At 73.0% G+C, this 15,723-nt stretch carries 16 protein-coding genes; 6 read left to right on the top strand and 10 right to left on the bottom strand.

Going from position 1 to position 15,723, the window contains the following annotated elements:
• Window positions 1-37 precede the first annotated feature (37 nt).
• The 5 genes from WFH25_RS10355 (at window position 38) to WFH25_RS10335 (ending at window position 6,550) form a co-directional block, all read left to right on the top strand.
• Window positions 38-886 (top strand): cation-transporting ATPase, encoded by an 849-nt coding sequence (locus tag WFH25_RS10355; RefSeq protein ID WP_336697596.1) that lies wholly within the window; start codon window positions 38-40, stop codon window positions 884-886.
• 381 nt (window positions 887-1,267) lie between these two features.
• On the top strand, window positions 1,268-2,935 hold the full coding sequence (locus WFH25_RS10350; RefSeq protein ID WP_070418206.1) for an ABC transporter substrate-binding protein: 1,668 nt from the start codon (window positions 1,268-1,270) through the stop codon (window positions 2,933-2,935).
• A complete protein-coding gene (locus WFH25_RS10345; RefSeq protein WP_336697595.1) occupies window positions 2,932-4,620 on the top strand; it encodes an ABC transporter ATP-binding protein in 1,689 nt (562 codons plus the stop codon). The genes WFH25_RS10350 and WFH25_RS10345 overlap by 4 nt, the downstream gene beginning before the upstream one ends.
• Window positions 4,617-5,555: an ABC transporter permease gene (locus WFH25_RS10340; protein WP_229086871.1), complete on the top strand. Its 939-nt coding sequence runs from the start codon at window positions 4,617-4,619 to the stop codon at window positions 5,553-5,555. The genes WFH25_RS10345 and WFH25_RS10340 overlap by 4 nt, the downstream gene beginning before the upstream one ends.
• Window positions 5,552-6,550 carry an ABC transporter permease gene (locus tag WFH25_RS10335; protein ID WP_071295586.1) on the top strand — a complete coding sequence of 333 codons (999 nt, stop codon included), beginning with the start codon at window positions 5,552-5,554 and terminating at the stop codon, window positions 6,548-6,550. The genes WFH25_RS10340 and WFH25_RS10335 overlap by 4 nt, the downstream gene beginning before the upstream one ends.
• Here the strand turns inward: WFH25_RS10335 and WFH25_RS10330 are convergent.
• The 10 genes from WFH25_RS10330 to WFH25_RS10285 all read right to left on the bottom strand — a co-directional run bounded on the left by WFH25_RS10330 (window position 6,547) and on the right by WFH25_RS10285 (window position 14,660).
• On the bottom strand, window positions 6,547-7,080 hold the full coding sequence (locus tag WFH25_RS10330; protein ID WP_336697594.1) for a hypothetical protein: 534 nt from the start codon (window positions 7,078-7,080) through the stop codon (window positions 6,547-6,549). The two genes, WFH25_RS10335 and WFH25_RS10330, sit on opposite strands and share 4 nt — an antisense overlap.
• Window positions 7,077-8,405 carry a DUF58 domain-containing protein gene (locus WFH25_RS10325; RefSeq protein ID WP_336697593.1) on the bottom strand — a complete coding sequence of 443 codons (1,329 nt, stop codon included), beginning with the start codon at window positions 8,403-8,405 and terminating at the stop codon, window positions 7,077-7,079. Before WFH25_RS10325 ends, WFH25_RS10330 begins: the two co-directional genes overlap by 4 nt.
• A complete protein-coding gene (locus WFH25_RS10320; RefSeq protein ID WP_336697592.1) occupies window positions 8,402-9,433 on the bottom strand; it encodes an AAA family ATPase in 1,032 nt (343 codons plus the stop codon). Before WFH25_RS10320 ends, WFH25_RS10325 begins: the two co-directional genes overlap by 4 nt.
• The gene (locus WFH25_RS10315; RefSeq protein WP_336697591.1) at window positions 9,430-9,966 is read right to left on the bottom strand and encodes a hypothetical protein; all 537 of its coding nucleotides are present in this window, start codon (window positions 9,964-9,966) and stop codon (window positions 9,430-9,432) included. Before WFH25_RS10315 ends, WFH25_RS10320 begins: the two co-directional genes overlap by 4 nt.
• The gene (locus WFH25_RS10310) at window positions 9,963-10,751 is read right to left on the bottom strand and encodes a DUF4129 domain-containing protein (RefSeq protein WP_336697590.1); all 789 of its coding nucleotides are present in this window, start codon (window positions 10,749-10,751) and stop codon (window positions 9,963-9,965) included. The genes WFH25_RS10315 and WFH25_RS10310 overlap by 4 nt, the downstream gene beginning before the upstream one ends.
• Before the next feature lie 29 nt (window positions 10,752-10,780).
• Window positions 10,781-11,029 (bottom strand): hypothetical protein, encoded by a 249-nt coding sequence (locus WFH25_RS10305; protein WP_336697589.1) that lies wholly within the window; start codon window positions 11,027-11,029, stop codon window positions 10,781-10,783.
• Between the two features lie 99 nt (window positions 11,030-11,128).
• Window positions 11,129-12,088 (bottom strand): prenyltransferase/squalene oxidase repeat-containing protein, encoded by a 960-nt coding sequence (locus WFH25_RS10300; protein WP_336697588.1) that lies wholly within the window; start codon window positions 12,086-12,088, stop codon window positions 11,129-11,131.
• 183 nt (window positions 12,089-12,271) lie between these two features.
• Window positions 12,272-12,727, bottom strand: coding sequence for a DUF2087 domain-containing protein (locus WFH25_RS10295; protein WP_336697587.1), 456 nt, complete (start codon window positions 12,725-12,727; stop codon window positions 12,272-12,274).
• Window positions 12,727-14,046, bottom strand: coding sequence for a GNAT family N-acetyltransferase (locus tag WFH25_RS10290; protein WP_336697586.1), 1,320 nt, complete (start codon window positions 14,044-14,046; stop codon window positions 12,727-12,729). The genes WFH25_RS10295 and WFH25_RS10290 overlap by 1 nt, the downstream gene beginning before the upstream one ends.
• Window positions 14,047-14,165: 119 nt before the next feature.
• Window positions 14,166-14,660, bottom strand: coding sequence for a MarR family winged helix-turn-helix transcriptional regulator (locus tag WFH25_RS10285; RefSeq protein ID WP_336697585.1), 495 nt, complete (start codon window positions 14,658-14,660; stop codon window positions 14,166-14,168).
• Window positions 14,661-14,750: 90 nt separating this feature from the next.
• On the opposite strand from WFH25_RS10285, the gene WFH25_RS10280 reads away from it, so the two are divergent.
• Window positions 14,751-15,680 carry an NADP-dependent oxidoreductase gene (locus tag WFH25_RS10280; protein WP_336697584.1) on the top strand — a complete coding sequence of 310 codons (930 nt, stop codon included), beginning with the start codon at window positions 14,751-14,753 and terminating at the stop codon, window positions 15,678-15,680.
• Window positions 15,681-15,723 lie beyond the last annotated feature (43 nt).

The raw sequence follows: 15,723 nt of genomic DNA, 5'->3' as shown, positions 1-15,723 counted from the left end.
CCTGAGTGCTCACATGTGCGATCACAAAGGTTGGGGCATGGCGAACCTCAACCGCATCATCGGCATGGCCGGCAAGGTCATCGACAAGCAGCTCCAGAAGCGCGGGCAGGCGGGACCCGCGGCCGGCGCCGGGCAGCAGCAGGGCGGGACGGACTGGCGCGGCATCGTCCGGAGCGCGGCGGACAAGCTGACCGGGGACGACCGGAACCAGCAGGCGCAGCACGGGCAGCAGCAGCCGTACGGCCAGCAGCATCCGTACGGCCAGGCGCCCGGCCAGCAGCAGCACGGCCAGCAACAGCACGGGTCGGTCGACTCCGACCAGGTCGCGATCGCCAAGTACGACTACCTGCTGCGGACCGCCCCGCCGGAGCAGCTCGAGCAGGTCCACCACGACGCCTTCGCCCGGCTCACCCCCGCGCAGCGCCAGCAGATCCGCAACCGCCTGAACTCCGAGTTGCCGCCGCACGAGCACCTCCGCGACGATTCCGCCGGTGGGATGGCCCGCGCGATGACCCGCGGCGAGGTCGCTCGGCCCGGACTCGTCCGACGTGTCCTGGGCGGCGGCGGATCGGCGGGGCGCGGCCGCGGTGGAGCGTTCGCCGGCGGGGCAGCGGTCGGCGCCGGTGCGATGGCGCTCGGCGGTCTGGGCGCAGCGGTCGCCGGTGGCGCCGTGCTCAGCGCGGCCGCGGGGCCGGTGCTGGCCGAGGCCGCGAACCTCGGCGTCGACTTCGAGGGCATCGCCGCCGGGATCGGCGACCTCGGACTCGGGGACCTCGGCGGTGGTGTCGAGGGGCTCGCGGGCGAGGGCGAGCAGCTCCTCGGTGGGCTCGGTGAGCAGGCGTCGAACCTCGGCAACGACTTCCTCGGTGGGCTCTTCGACCGCTGATCGGGTGGTGAGTGGTGACCGTTCTGGTTCGCGATCCCCGGGGATCGCGAACCAGAACGGTCACTCGCTCAGAAGACCGCGCGGCCCCGGTTGGTCAGTGGCTCGATCGGTGATGCCCGAGGCGGGTCCTCCCGGGTCGGCTGCCCGCAGGACGACGCATCGGGAATAGACCGTGGTCGCACGGCGATTGGACCGTTACGCCGTGCGACGTCGGCCGTGCCCGGGATTCGGACACCGTCCGATCGCGGTGTCAGGATGGACGACGCCCCGACAGCTCGACGCCCCGACACCGGGAGCCCGCACCGGCTCCGGAGCACGGCGACACGTCACGGCCACCCCACGGCTGCGCACCACCACTTCCCCACGAGGAGCACCACCGTCATGAGACGCCCGAACCGCCTGACCATCACCGCTGCGGTCGCCGCAGCTGCAGCCCTGGTCCTCACCGGCTGCTCGGGCGGGGGCGCCTCGGACGACGCCTCGGGCGGAACCTCCAAGGGCGGCACGCTCAACATCCTGACGACGGCCACCGCGGTGCATCTCGACCCGGCGACCAGCCAGAACCTCAACATCACGACGCTCGGCCTCGTGCTCCGTCGCCTCACCGCGTGGGACGTCGAGCCCGGCAAGACGGCCAAGGTCGTCCCCGACCTCGCGACGAACACCGGCGACTCGAGCGACGGCGGCAAGACCTGGACCTACCACCTCAAGAAGGGGCTGAAGTTCCAGGACGGCACCGAGATCACCACGAAGGACATCAAGTGGGGCATCGAGCGCTCGTTCGCGCCGACGCTCACCGGTGGCCTGAGCTACCACAAGTCGCTCCTCGTCGGCGGTGACAGCTACAAGGGTCCGTTCGACGGCAAGACCCTCGACAGCATCGAGACCCCGGACGACTCGACGATCGTCTTCAAGCTCAACGCGGCGTACGGCGACTGGCCGTGGATCGTGTCGATGCCCGCGTTCGCCCCGGTCCCCGAGGGCGACGGCACCGACACCGGTGCGTACGACGCCAAGCCCGTCGCTTCCGGCCCCTACGAGGTGCAGTCCAACACGCAGGGCTCGCAGATCACCCTCGTGCGGAACGAGGAGTGGAGCGCGAAGACCGACGACGTCCGCACCGCCGGCCCGTCGAAGGTCGTGTTCAAGGAGAGCCAGGACCCGTCGACCGTCACCCAGACGCTGATCGCCGACAACGGTGACGCGAAGGACTCGTTCGGCGCGACGTACCTCGGTGCTGCCGAGCTGAACCAGGTGCGCTCGAACCCGGCCGCCCAGGACCGCCTCGCCACCTCGAAGGCCGGCCCGATCAACTACCTCGCGATCAACACGCAGAAGGGCTCGCTCAAGGAGCTCAAGGTCCGGCAGGCGCTGCAGTACGCCGTCGACAAGAAGTCGTACCGGATCGCCGCCGGTGGTGCCCTCGCCGGCTCCTACGCGACGACCCTCATCACGCCCGGCATCGCGGGGCGCCAGCAGTACGACCTGTACGAGCCCGGTGCCACCGGTGACGTGGCGAAGGCGAAGAAGCTCCTGCAGGAAGCGGGTGTCTCGGACCTCAAGCTGACCCTGGTCACGCAGAACGACTCGGCGAACCTGGCCGAGGCGCAGGCGATCCAGGCCGGCCTCAAGCGCGCGGGCATCACCGTCACGCTCAAGCCGCTCGACATCGACTCGTTCTACACGGCGACGACGGACGGCGACGACTTCGACCTCGCGATGTTCAGCTGGCAGCCGGACTTCCCGAGCGCGAACGCCAACATCCAGCCGCTGTACGACTCGTCGCAGATCGGTGGGGGCGGCTACAACGTCTCGAAGTACAGCAACCCCGAGGTCGACGCCCTGATCAAGCAGGCGACGGGCACCATCGACCAGCAGGATGCGCAGAAGCTCTGGGCCGAGGCGGACAAGAAGATCATGGCCGACGCCCCGATCGTCCCGCTCACCTACGCGAAGCAGTCCTTCCTCGCCGGTTCGAACGTGCAGAACTTCCAGATCGCGGACTTCCCGGCGTACCCGAACTACCTCAAGGTCTCGCTCGCCAAGTGAGTGCACCGCTGCTCGAGGTCGAGGGGCTCCGCGTCGCGTTCGGCGATGCGGAGCCCGTCGTCCGTGACGTCTCCTTCACCCTGACGCCCGGCCGCGTGCTCGCCCTCGTCGGCGAGTCCGGGTCGGGCAAGTCCGTCAGCGCGATGAGCGTGCTCGGCCTGCTCCCGCCGGAGGCCCGCGTCACCGGCAGCATCCGCTTCCGCGGCACCGAGCTCGTCGGGGCGTCGGACGACGAGCTCCGAGCGGTCCGCGGTGCCGGCATCGGCGTCGTGTTCCAGGAGCCGATGAACTCCTTCACCCCCGTGCTCTCGATCGGCACCCAGATCGCCGAGGCGATCACGGCGCACCCGACGGACCTCGACCGACGCGGTGTGTCCGCGCGGACCGACGAACTCCTCCGCGCCGCCGGGCTCCCGGACCCGCAGCGGATCCGGAAGGCCTACCCGCACGAGCTCTCCGGCGGCCAGCTCCAGCGCGCGATGATCGCGATGGCCCTCGCCGGTGACCCGGTCGCCCTCATCGCGGACGAGCCGACCACCGCGCTCGACGTCACGGTGCAGGCGGGCATCCTCGACCTGCTCCGCACGCTGGGTCGCGAGCGCGACCTCGCCGTGCTGCTCATCACGCACGACATGGGCGTGGTGGCGGACGTCGCCGACGAGGTGCTCGTGATGCGGCGCGGCGACCCGGTCGAGCACGGGACCGTCGCCGAGGTGTTCGCGCACCCGGATGCCGAGTACACGCGGGCACTCCTCGCGGCGGTACCGGCCCTGGAGGCGCGACCCGCCTCCGCACCGCACGCTGCGGACGGTGGGACGGTCGCGTCCACCGCGCCGGCCGACGAGACGGAGACGAGCCGCGCCTCCCGGCCCCTCGTCGCGCAGCTGCGCGACGTCGCCGTGCGCTACGCGCGCCGCGGTGACCCGACCGTCTCCGGCATCGACCTGACGCTCCGCGCGGGCGAGACGCTCGGACTCGTGGGGGAGTCGGGGTCCGGCAAGTCCACCATCGGGCGTGCGCTCGCCGGTCTCGTGCCGGTCGTCGCGGGGTCCGTCGAGGTGGACGGCAGCGACCTCCGCACCGCTCGTGGTGCACGCCTGCGCGAGCTCCGCAGCCGGGTGGGCATCGTCTTCCAGGACCCCGCGTCCTCGCTCAACCCGCGACAGACCATCGGGTGGAGCATCGCCGAGCCCCTCCTCGTGCACGGCACGGCCTCGACGGCGGACCGTGCCGAACGGGTCCGCGAGCTGCTCGTGGCGGTCCAGCTCGACCCGTCGTGGGCCGAGCGCTTCCCGCACCAGCTCTCCGGCGGGCAGCGGCAGCGCGTGGCGGTCGCCCGGGCCCTCGCGCTCCGGCCCGCGCTCGTGATCGCCGACGAACCGACCTCGGCGCTGGACGTCACCGTGCAGGCCGCCGTGCTCGACCTCCTCGCCGCGCTGCAGCAAGACTTCGGCTTCGGCATGCTCCTCATCAGCCACGACCTCGCCGTGGTGCGGCAGCTCGCCGACGAGGTGGTCGTGCTGCACGACGGCCGCGTGGTCGAGCGCGGCACGACCGACGCCGTGCTGGACGATCCGCAGCAGGACTACACGCGCATGCTCCTCGCGGCAGCGCCCGTCGCCGACCCGGCGCGACAGGCCGCCCGCCGCGAGGCCTGGCGTGCGTGGGAAGGGGTGGCCTCGTGACCGCCAACGTCGTCGACCGTCCGGTCGCGGCATCCGCGAACCGGAGCACCGGCTTCCGCGCCGTCGTCCGCCGCGTGCGTCAGGACCGCTGGGCGGTCGCGTCCGCGGTCGTCATCGTGGTGTTCGTCGTCGTCGCGCTCGCGGCGCCCCTCATCGCCGCCGTCACCGGCCAGGACCCGTACGGGTACCACATCGACGCGCTCAACTCGTTCGGCGCCCCGCGCGGGGTCGGCGGCGGGATCAGCGGCGAGCACTGGTTCGGGGTCGAGCCCCTGACCGGGCGCGACCTGTTCGCGATCGTCACCTACGGTGCCCGCACCTCGCTCGGCATCGGGATCGCCGCGACGATCGTCTCGATCGTCATCGGCGTGCTCGTCGGCGTGACGACCGGGTTCTTCGGCGGCTGGTACGACCGGGTGCTCTCCCGCGTCGTCGACGTCATCTTCGGCTTCCCGTCGCTCGTCTTCATGATCGCCCTGACCGCGATCGTCCCGACGTCGTTCCCGAAGCCCGTGCTCGTCGTCCTCGTCATCGGGTTCTTCGGGTGGCCCTCGGTCGCCCGTGTCGTGCGCGGGCAGACGCTGTCGCTCGTCACCCGGAACTACGTCGTCGCCTCCACCGCGATGGGCGCCGGGCGTTGGCACGTCATCCGGACGCAGCTGCTGCCGAACCTCGCCGCGACGATCACCGTCTACGCGACGATCTCGATCCCGTCGATGATCGGCGCCGAGGCCGCGCTGTCGTTCCTCGCCGTCGGCGTCACCCCGCCGACGCCGTCGTGGGGTCGCAGCATCGGCGACGCGATCGGTTGGGTGCAGACCGACCCGATGTACCTCGTGTTCCCGGGCCTGGCGCTGTTCCTCATCACCCTGGCGTTCAACGTGCTCGGCGACGCCCTGCGCGACGCCCTCGACCCGCGGAGGAGCAACCGGTGACCACCTTCCGCTTCATCGCGATCCGCGTGCTCGGCGCCGCAGTCGTCCTGCTCGTCGTGGCCGCGATCACCTACGCCCTGTTCATGCTGCTGCCGACGAACCCGGCGCGCGCGATCTGCGACAAGCCCTGCACGCCCGACCGGCTGCGCGAGGTGCAGGCGTTCCTCGGGACGGACAAGCCGTGGATCGCCCAGTTCGGGGCCTACCTCGCGGGCATCTTCACCGGGCGGACGTTCGGGTCCGGCGCCTCCGTCATCCACTGCGCGGCGCCCTGCTTCGGCTACTCGTTCCAGCTCCACGACAGCGTCACGAACCTCATCCTCACGCGCCTGCCCGTCACCGCGTCGATCGCCGTCGGCGCAGCCGTGCTCTGGCTCGTCGCCGGGGTGGCCGGCGGCGCGCTGTCGGCGCTGCGCCGAGGGACGTACGTCGACCGCACGGTCATGACGATCGCCGTCGCCGGGGTGTCCGCGCCGTCGTACCTCGTCGGGCTGCTGGCGATCCTGCTGTTCGGGTTCGTGCTCGGCGTCCTGCCCACCAGCGGCTACGTCGCGTTCGGGGACGATCCCGTCGGGTGGTTCACGCACCTCGTCCTGCCGTGGTGCGTGCTCGCCTTCATCAGTGCGGCGATCTACGCCCGGCTGACCCGGGGCGAGATGCTCGAGTCGATGTCGCAGGACTTCGTCCGGACCGCCCGCGCGAAGGGCCTCCGCGAACGCCAGGTCGTCGTGCGCCACGGGCTGCGGACGGCGATCCTCCCCGTGGTGACGCTGTTCGGACTGGACCTCGGGTCGCTGCTCGGCGGTGCCGTCATCACCGAGAAGGTGTTCTCGATGCAGGGGCTCGGTGCGCTGCTCATCGACGCGGTGCACACGCTCGACCTGCAGGTCGTCGTGGGGTTCACGCTGTTCTCGGCGCTGCTGATCGTGACCGCGAACGTGATCGTCGACGTCGTGTACGCGTTCGTCGACCCGCGGGTGCGCCGCCGGGCCTAGCGCTCCGCGTCTCCGGCGCGCAGCAGCGTCGGCACGAACAGGCCGATCGCGAGCGCCAGGAGCGCGGCCGTCCCGGCCATCGCCAGCCACACGCCGCCGACCGGGCCGGAGCCACCGAGGAGGGCGACGACCACGAACGCGACCGCCTGGCTCCCGACCTGCACGGCGACGAACCGCAGTGCCGACGGCAGGAGTGCGCGGAGCTGCACCCTGGCGGTGCGCGGCGTCCAGGCCCAGAGCAGGCTCGTGGCGAGGACGAGGTGCGTCGTCAGGAGGAGGACCGGGAGGTCCGTCCCGCCGATCCCGGCCAGGGCGAGCTGTCCCACGAGCAGCGCCGCGAACGGGCCGCGGGGCAGGACCGCTGCCGCCGCCGCGAGGACGACCGCGACGACGAGCCAGCCGCTCGCCCCGATCACGACGACCGACCCGACGACACCCGCGACCAGGCCGAGCGCACCGATCGTCCACGCCGGGACCGCCGGACCGATCGACGGTGCTCCGCTGCGCTCCGCGCGCGACCCGGCGGTCATCCGGTCCGCCGAGCGCGGCTGAGCAGGCGGAGTTGCACGGCAGGGGCGTCCTCGTCACCGGTGCGCCAGTGGATCAGCTCGACGCCGGTTGCCGTCATCTCCGTGAGCCGGTCGGATCGTTCGAGGGCGATGAGCCGGGACGCCGCGCGTTCGTGACGGGTCGCTCGCCGGACGTCGGGCGACGGGAGCACGTCGACGGCCACGACCCGGTGGCCGGTCGCGGCCCAGGTCACCGCCATCGTCGATGCCTGGTCGTCGAGGAACGTCGACAGGACCACCACGAGGGACGCCGCCGGTACGAGCGGCATGCGTGCCGTGGTCGTCGCGTCCTGGTGCGGCGTCGCCGCGGCGATGGTCGTCCGGAGCCGCTCGAGGTGCCGGGTCCCGCCGCCGGGTTCGACCGACCGCGCGGTGCCGGCGAGGTCTCGGAAGCCGACCCGGTCTCCGGCGCTGATGTACGCGGTGGCGAGGGAGACGGCGGCTTCGCGTGCGAGGTCGAGCGACGTCGCCTGCTGTCTGCCGTGCCGGGCGCCGCTCCACTCCGTGACGTCGGCGCCGAGGTCGTCCCGGCTGTCGAGGACGAGCACGACGAGGGCGTCCGCCGTGGCGAAGGTCCGGCGCACGTAGAGCTCTCCCGGGCGCTCGGCTCGCCGTGCGGTGCGCCGCCAGTCGATGCGCCGGAGCCGGTCGCCCGGGGCGAAGAGCGCGACGTCGCGGAACTCGCCGCCGTCACCGGGGCGGGCGGAGTCGTGCGGACCGGTGATGCCCGTCACCCGGCTCGGCATCGGCAGGTGCTGCACGCGCAGGTGCGGTGGCGGGACGACCGCGGATCGCACCGGGCCCGCCGCCGGCACGGAGACGGCGGTGCCGCCCCGGCCGAGGAGCGACAGGTGCGTCCGCAGGATCTCCTGGGGGCCGGAGTGCGTGACCGGGACGGTACCGGTGAGCCGCCTCGCGCGGCGAGGGTCGACCACGACGACGTGCCGTCGGTCGCCGGCGACACGGAACTCGACGGCGACGGCCTCCGCGGCGGACGGCAGGGCGACCTCCGTCCGGAACGCCACGCCCTCGCCGGAGTCGGACGGCGCGAGCGTGGTCGTGGTGCGGACGGGCGTCGTGTCGAGTCGGGGGCGGACGCCGAAGGCGGCAGTCACGAGTGCCGGCAGCGCCACCAGCGCGAGCTCGGGACGTCCGGTGAGGAGAGCGAGCCCTGCGAGCAGCACGCCGACGGCGAGCCCCGAGACCAGCGCCGGGTTCCGGACCCAGAGCGGCGCGGTCCCTGACCCGGAGGCGGGTCGGACCGACGGCTCGTCGGGAACGCTCACCGTGCCTCCAGGCCGGACACCGGCCGCCCGCCGGTCGCTCCCGACCCGACCACCGGCGGCCCCGGCACCTGCGCGACGATGCCCCGCACGATCACCGCGGGGTCCACCCCGTTCGCCCACGCCTGCGGCGTCAGCGAGATCCGGTGCGCGAGCACCGCGACGGCGGCGGTCTTGACGTCCTCCGGGGTGACGAAGTCCCGCCCGTCCATGACGGCTCGCGCACGGCCGACGAGCATGAGCGCCTGTGCGCCGCGCGGCGACGACCCGACCTGCACGTCGCGGTGGGTGCGCGTCGCGGCCGCGAGGTCGACGCAGTACAGCGCGATGTCCTCGTCGACGTGCACCCCCTCGACCGTCGCCTGCATGCGCAGCACGTCGGTCGCGTCGACCACGGCGGAGACCGTCGCGACCTCCTGCCGCCGGCCGATCCGGTTGAGGAGCACCTGCTGTTCCCCCTCGCGCGTCGGGTACCCGACCGAGAGGCGCACCATGAAGCGGTCGAGCTGGGCCTCCGGGAGGGCGTACGTGCCCTCGTACTCGATCGGGTTCGACGTCGCAAGGACGTGGAACGGCCGGGGGAGCGGGAAGCCCTCGCCCTCGACCGTGACCTGTCCCTCGGCCATCGCCTCGAGGAGCGCCGACTGGGTCTTCGGCGACGTTCGGTTGATCTCGTCGGCGAGGAACATCCCGGTGAAGACGGGGCCCGGGCGGAAGACGAAGTCCGCGGTCGACGGGGCGTAGACGAACGATCCGGTGATGTCGGCGGGCAGGAGGTCCGGGGTGCACTGCAGACGGCGGAAGTCGAGACCACACGCGGCCGCGAGGCTCCGCGCCGCGAGCGTCTTGCCGAGGCCGGGGACGTCCTCGAACAGGACGTGGCCGCCCGCGAGGATGCTCGCGAACGCCAGCTCGAGCGGCTCCCGCATCCCGACGACGACCGCGCTGACCGTGTCGAGGACGTCGCGGGCGCGCGCGGCGACGTCGGCGATGGGCAGGGACGGTGCGCTCGGCGTCTGGGGGTCGGTCACGGGTGCCTCTCGATCGTGGTGTGGTCGGTGGTGCGCTGCTCGGTGGCACGCCCGGTGCCGTGTTGCCCGGTCGCGGGTCCCAACGTCTCGAGCGCGGTGAGGACGCTCCCGAACGCGACGAGGTCGATCTCGGACCGCCGCTCGCGCACGAGGACGGCGACCACGCCCGACGGCAGGACGGCATCGATCGCCGTCCGGTCGCGCGGGTCGTCGAGGTCGAGTCGGTGGCGCGTCCACAGGCGGTGTCGGGCCACCACACGCGCTCGGGCGAGCGTCCGCTCCGGCACGCCGCCCCGGGCGCGCAGCGCCCACGCCGTCTCGGACAGGTCGCGTCGGGCACCGGGTTCGGACCGGACGGGAGGCACGGGCCAGGTCAACGGGACGTCCTCACGGACCGCGCTCCACGTCAGACCCACCGCGGCGACGACGCCGCCCACGGCGAGCGACTGCACGACGCCGACGCCGAAGAACCACGTGATCGCCGCAGCCACGACGGCGAGCACGAGCACCCCAGCGGTGCGGCGGCGTGTCACGGCCGGCCCGTCGCCGTGTCGGCGTCCGCCGGGGTGGCGACTGGCGTGTCCGCCCGGGTGTCGGTCGGTGCCTCGGCCCACTGCCCGTCGAGCGTTCGCAGCGCGGCACGGACGTCGGCGACGTCGGCATCGGTCGCCGGGGTCCCGCCGAAACGCACTGCGAGGTAGCAGCGACGAAGGGTGCCGAGGGCGGTCTCGTCGACGTCGAGCCGTCGCAGGATCCGCGTCGTGAACTCGGTCGGCGTCTCCGCGGCCTCCCGACGGAACCCGGCGTCCTCTGCCGACTCCTGCAGGCCGAGCCACGCCGCGGTGACGGCGTCGGACGGGTCGCGGGGTCCGGACAGCACCTCGAGGGCACGACCGATCCCGCGACGCAGGTGCTGGCGTCCGACCTCGGTCGAGGGATCGGCGGGCACCTCGACCGCGAGGCCGGCCACCTCGATCGCACCCGGGCGCGTGCGACGGCGTCGCTTCCTCACGAGGTGCAGGACCACGAGCACGAGGAGGGCGGTGCCGATCACCCCCAGGACGACGAGGACCCACGATGTGTCGACGTGCTGGGCTGCCGGCGCTCCGAGCGTCTGCGGCTCGTCGGTGGTGGGCGGCGAGGCGGTCGGCTCGACGACCGGTGCTCGGGCCGGGGCGACCGCGGGGGACCAGCGGGCGCCGGTCAGGACGGGGCGCGCTCCGAGTCCGGCGGCGATGACGACCAGCGCGCCGAGGGTGAAGGCAGCGACGGGGACGAACGGGAAGCCGCCGCGGTGCGGACCGTCGTCGTTCGCCATGCCGTCACGCTACCCCGGGTCGAGCGGGCTCAGCCGTCGACCGGCTCGGCGGACCGTGCAGCCCGGACGACCTGCCACACCGCGAGGGCGACGACGGCGGCCCCAGCTGCCCCGGCGATCCACGATCCGGCGACCCCGAGCACGGGTTCGGTCTCGCAGGAACTCGTGCCCTGGCTGGGCGCGGCATCGGAGCAGCTGGTCACCTGGACCAGGACCAACCACAGCACCGTCACGGCCACGATGACGGCGACCGTGCTCCACCCCACCACTCGCTCCACGACCCGCTCCGTCCCCGACGTCATCAGTGACGACCAGGCTCGCACGGTCCGGGCGGCCCGTCGGTCTCGATCGTGCAACAGGACGCGGCCGTCGAGGGCTCAGTCGCCGTCCCACCACCGCAGCACGCGCGTGCCCACGAGCGTGAGCCAGCGGGACGGCTCACCGGCCGGCACGTCCACCTCGAACCACTGCCGGCCCGGCGGGCGGACGCCCTGGAGCCACCGTCCGTCAGCACCACGGGCAGCGCGGACCACCTCGATCGCCTCAGCGGCGCGGGGGTCCGGCGCCGCCTCGTCCCGGAGCGCCGCGGCCCGGAGGTGGTCGGTCGCGCGGAGCACGCTGTACTTCCAGCGGAACGGGTACGCGAACTCCGTGGCCCAGGGGCCGACGAGCGCGCCGTCGGACTTCCGGTGGAGCAGCCGTCGGTCGAGGAGGTAGTCGGCGCCTCGGTGGCGGGCGTCCCGGAGCTCGGCCGCGCGGGGATGCCGTCCGTCGGTCAGGACCTCGTGCTGCAGGAGCCCCTCGAGCACGTTGAGGGTCGAGTGGAACGACGAGACCGTCGAGCCCTCGACCCACTCGCAGTTCCACCCGCCGTCGGGCTGCTGGCGTTCGAGCACCCAGTCGGCGATGCCGTCGACGTCGGCGCCGAGCCACGCGCCGTTCGCGAGGGTGAAGGCGTTGATGCAGCAGTCGACCTCGCCGCCCCAGTACGGCAGGTCGTCGTACTCCCACCGGCTGTTCGCGTCGAGTCGTGCGGCAGTGTCGCCGAGGACCGCGGCGTCCAACCCCCACTCGCGCAGGGCGTTGAGGGACCAGGTCGTCGCGGTGTACGGCTGCCCGGGTCCCTCAGGCTCGGGTTCGGCGGGGAAGTACGCGCCGCCTGCCCACTGTCCGTCGGGGTCCTGGTGGGCGAGGAGTGCGGCGCCGAGGCCCTCGGTCGCGACCCGGGCACGCGTGGCCTGCCAGGTCGGTGCCGGCGCGCCGACGATGTCCCGTTCCACCTGCCACCGCAGGGCCGGGTCCGAGTCGAGGAGCCAGTCGACCACCGTGTCGTCCATGGCGCGGAGACTACGCCGACCACGGCGCGCGGGCGCCTGCGCGCGGCCGGGTCCGCACAACGGGAGTCGATCGGAGCCGTGCGTTCCTGTGGTTCGCGCGCACTTCGGTTGTGCGCCACCGCGCCGAACCGCGCCGAACCGCGCCAGCGCCGCGCCGGGCGCCAGGCCCGCCCCGCCCGCGCGTCAGCCGACGTAGCGGTACGACGCCCCGTCGTCCGTCCGCACGAGCACGCCGAGGTCCACCGCGTCCCGCCGCACGATCGCGACGTCCTCGGCGAACATGGCGATCGCGGCGTTGAGCACCGGCTCGGGGACCGGCCTGCCCGTGCCGAGCCGCTCGAACACGAGCTCCACGATGCGCACGGAGAGCGGATGACGCTGGTCGTCCGGCACCGGCATCCGGGCGATCCGGTCGAACTCGAGCAGCGCCGCCGGCCCCTGCAGCCGCTGGAGGTCCTGCGCCGTCCGCCCGAGGAGCGGCGTGTCGGGTCCGTCGTCGCCGACCCAGTCGAAGGCCGCGACCGCAGCCCTTGTCCGGTCGTCGAGGGCTGCGCCGCCGACGATCGCGGACCGGAGCGACGGGCTCGCCAGCACCGCGACGGCCTGGCGAGCCCGTGCGACCGACTCGCGAAGGGGCATCAGAAGTACGTGATGCCGTGCGGCGTCCGCGGCGGGGTCAGCATCGCCCGCAGGAGTGCCGGCGCCGCCGGGTCCGCCGCGCGGAGGAGCCCGGCCGCCGCGAGCGTCGTCGGCGACACCGACCCGATGAGCAACGCACCGAGGTCCGCGACGTCGAGCTGGAGGTCGGACCCGGCCGTGTCGGCGTCGTCGGCGGTCTTCGTCACGGTGCCCCGCGCCTCCTGGACGTCCAGCCGGTACGTGCCGGAGGCGAACCCGAGCGCATCCGTCACGGCGAGCGTCAGCGAACCGTCGACGGCGTACGGACGCGACGCGAGCACCCGCTCGACGTCGAGGACGCGCAGCCAGACGTGGTCCTCCTCGTGGTCGACGTCGTACGCGCGGTTGTCGCCGAGCGCGGCGACGATCGGGTCGTCGAGCCGCGACCGGTTGTACGTGACGACGTCGTTGAGGTCGATCGAGAGCAGGAACTCCCAGAGCGACAGGTAGGCGTCGTCGGTCGCGTAGACCAGGTCGACGACCTCGAGCGTGGTGTCGCCGTCGCGGCTCTCCTTGACGCGCCAGGTCACGTAGCCGTCGAGCTCGTCGGAGTCGTCCGGGCGGTGCACGGCTGCGCGGACGTCCTTCGCCTTCTCGCCGTCGCCGTTGCGCAGCCCGAACACGACGGGCCAGGTGCCGGCGTTGCGCACCATGGAGCCCGGCGTCCGCGCGTTGAACCGGTCGAAGACGGCACGGCCGGGGCCGCCGGCGAGCCACTCGGGCGTGACGACGCTGACGACACCGGTGGTCGGTGCGAGGAGCGGGAGCGCACGCTCGCGGCGGACCCGGACGGCCCGCTCGCGGATCGCGCTGCCGAAGCCGAAGCGGCGGTAGATGGTGCCCTCGGACGCGGTCAGCGAGGCCACGGCGTAGCCCTCGGCGACACCGCGCGCGAGGGCGTGCGTCATCATCGCGCGGAGGATCCCGCGGCGGCGCTCGGTCGGTCGGACGGTCACGGCGGAGATCGCCTGGGTGTCGATCGACGAACCGTCGCCCCAGCTCAGCTCCTTGCCGAACCAGGCGAAGGTGCCGGCCGGCCAGGTCTCGTCGACGGAGCCCGGCGCGGGTCGGCGGACGTACGCGCCGAGCCAGGTCTGGTCTTCCTCCATGAAGTGCGCGACCATGCGCGCGGCCGCCTCGTCGCCGGGGTGCGGTTCGTGGAACCCGAGTCCGACGGCCTGCATCCAGGCCTCGGTCTCGGCGTTCGGTGCCCCCTGCTCGTCCGTCCCGGGCGCGAAGGCGCGCAGCTCGTAGCGGTCGTCGAATGCCTCGTTGCTCACGTTTCCGACCCTATCGGGGTCCGGTGACGGAACGACAGGTGCGACGAGCGGGCCAGGAGGCGCGGGTCGGCCCCGCCACGCGCCGCACGCGGGCTCGGGTCACGCCGTCGCGCGTCGGCTCACCTCGTGGCGCGGCGGGACGCCGATCGGGGCGGGTTCTTCCGGAGGTGCTCGCTGATCCGCCCGAGGATCCGGTCGAGCTCCGCGGCGTCCTCGTCCGTGATCGGTGCGAACAGCAGGCCGTGCACCGTGCCGATGTGCCCCGGGAACACTGATGCGAGGACGGCTCTCCCGTCGTCGGTCAGCGACACCACGGTGCTGCGCTCGTCGTCCGGAGAGGGGCCGCGCGTGACGAGTCCGCGCTGCTCGAGCAACTGCGCCTGGTAGGTCAGCCCACTGCGGCTGTAGACCACCCCGTCGGCGAGGTCCGTCATCCGCAGGTGCCCGTCGGGGGAGTCCCCGAGTCGTGCCAGCAGCCGGAACTGCACGTACGACAGCCCGCCCACGTCCTTGAGCTGCTGCTCGACCGAGGGGCGCAGGAGCGCACTGACCTCGGTGAACGACAGGTAGGCGCGCAGCTGCGTCGGCGTCAGGGACGAGGGGGTTTCGGACATGATCCGATCCTACCTGTTGCTTCGAGTTCGAAGCAGTGCTACGGTTCCATCAATCGCTTCGAATTCGAAGCAAATGACGGAGGAGTCATCATGAAGGCAGTGCAGTTCCACGAGGTCGGCGGTCCCGAGGTCCTCACCTACGGCGACGTCGACCAGCCCACCCCCGGCCCGGGCGAGGTCCTCGTCCGGGTCACGGCTTCGGCGTACAACGCGGCGGACAACGGCATGCGCGCCGGCTTCCTGCCCATCCCGGTCGCCCTGCCCCACGTCCCCGGGTACGACGTCTCCGGCACGGTCGCGTCCCTCGGGGACGACGTCACGGACCTGGCGGTCGGCGACGCGGTGATCGGCTTCCTGCCGATGGAACGCGACGGCGGAGCGGCCGAGTACGTCGTCGCTCCGGCGGACGCGCTCGTCGCCGCCCCGACGAGCATCCCGCTGGCGGACGCGGCTGCGCTGCCGTCGGTGGCGCTCACGGCATGGCAGGCGCTCTTCGACGACGGTCGGCTCGAGGCCGGGCAGCGCGTGCTCGTCGTCGGCGCGGGCGGTGTGGTCGGGAAGTACGCGATCCAGCTCGCGAAGCGCGCCGGTGTCGAGGTCATCGCCACGGCCAGCCCGCGCAGCGCTGACGCCGTCCGTGCCGCCGGTGCCGACCAGGTCGTCGACCACACCACGACTGACGTGCTGCAGGCGGTCGACGGGCAGGTCGACGTCCTGCTCAACCTCGCCCCGATCGAGCCCGAGCAGTTCGCCTCGTTCGTGGCCGCCGTCCGCGACGGGGGTGCGGTCGTGAGCACGACGGCGTTCATGGCGACCCCGGGGGACGAGTCCCGCGGGGTCCGTGCTGCGACGGTGTTCGTGCTCCGGAACCGCGAACGGCTGGCCGAGCTCGTCCGGCTCGTCGACGCCGGGGAGCTCACGGTCGAGGTGACGCGGCGCATCCCGCTGAGCGAGCTGCAGGCGCTGCACACCGAGGGCGCCGCCGGACGGATCGCCGGCAAGGTCGTCGTCCTCGTCTGAGCGACCGGCGACCCGGTGGGGGGATCGTGACCCACCACCGGGC

The organism is Curtobacterium sp. USHLN213 (genome assembly GCF_037144815.1).
Classification (GTDB): domain Bacteria; phylum Actinomycetota; class Actinomycetes; order Actinomycetales; family Microbacteriaceae; genus Curtobacterium.
The sequence above is the reverse complement of the archived record's forward strand: the minus strand, read 5'-3'. Positions and strand labels throughout refer to the sequence as shown.

Excerpts from the sequence above, each read along its gene's own strand:
- WFH25_RS10310 (WP_336697590.1), bottom strand. The coding sequence starts at position 10,751 with ATGGCGAACGACGACGGTCCGCACCGCGGCGGCTTCCCGTTCGTCCCC.
- WFH25_RS10295 (WP_336697587.1), bottom strand. The coding sequence starts at position 12,727 with ATGCCCCTTCGCGAGTCGGTCGCACGGGCTCGCCAGGCCGTCGCGGTG.
- WFH25_RS10355 (WP_336697596.1), top strand. The coding sequence starts at position 38 with ATGGCGAACCTCAACCGCATCATCGGCATGGCCGGCAAGGTCATCGAC.
- WFH25_RS10350 (WP_070418206.1), top strand. The coding sequence starts at position 1,268 with ATGAGACGCCCGAACCGCCTGACCATCACCGCTGCGGTCGCCGCAGCT.
- WFH25_RS10285 (WP_336697585.1), bottom strand. The coding sequence starts at position 14,660 with ATGTCCGAAACCCCCTCGTCCCTGACGCCGACGCAGCTGCGCGCCTAC.
- WFH25_RS10330 (WP_336697594.1), bottom strand. The coding sequence starts at position 7,080 with ATGACCGCCGGGTCGCGCGCGGAGCGCAGCGGAGCACCGTCGATCGGT.
- WFH25_RS10300 (WP_336697588.1), bottom strand. The coding sequence starts at position 12,088 with ATGGACGACACGGTGGTCGACTGGCTCCTCGACTCGGACCCGGCCCTG.
- WFH25_RS10280 (WP_336697584.1), top strand. The coding sequence starts at position 14,751 with ATGAAGGCAGTGCAGTTCCACGAGGTCGGCGGTCCCGAGGTCCTCACC.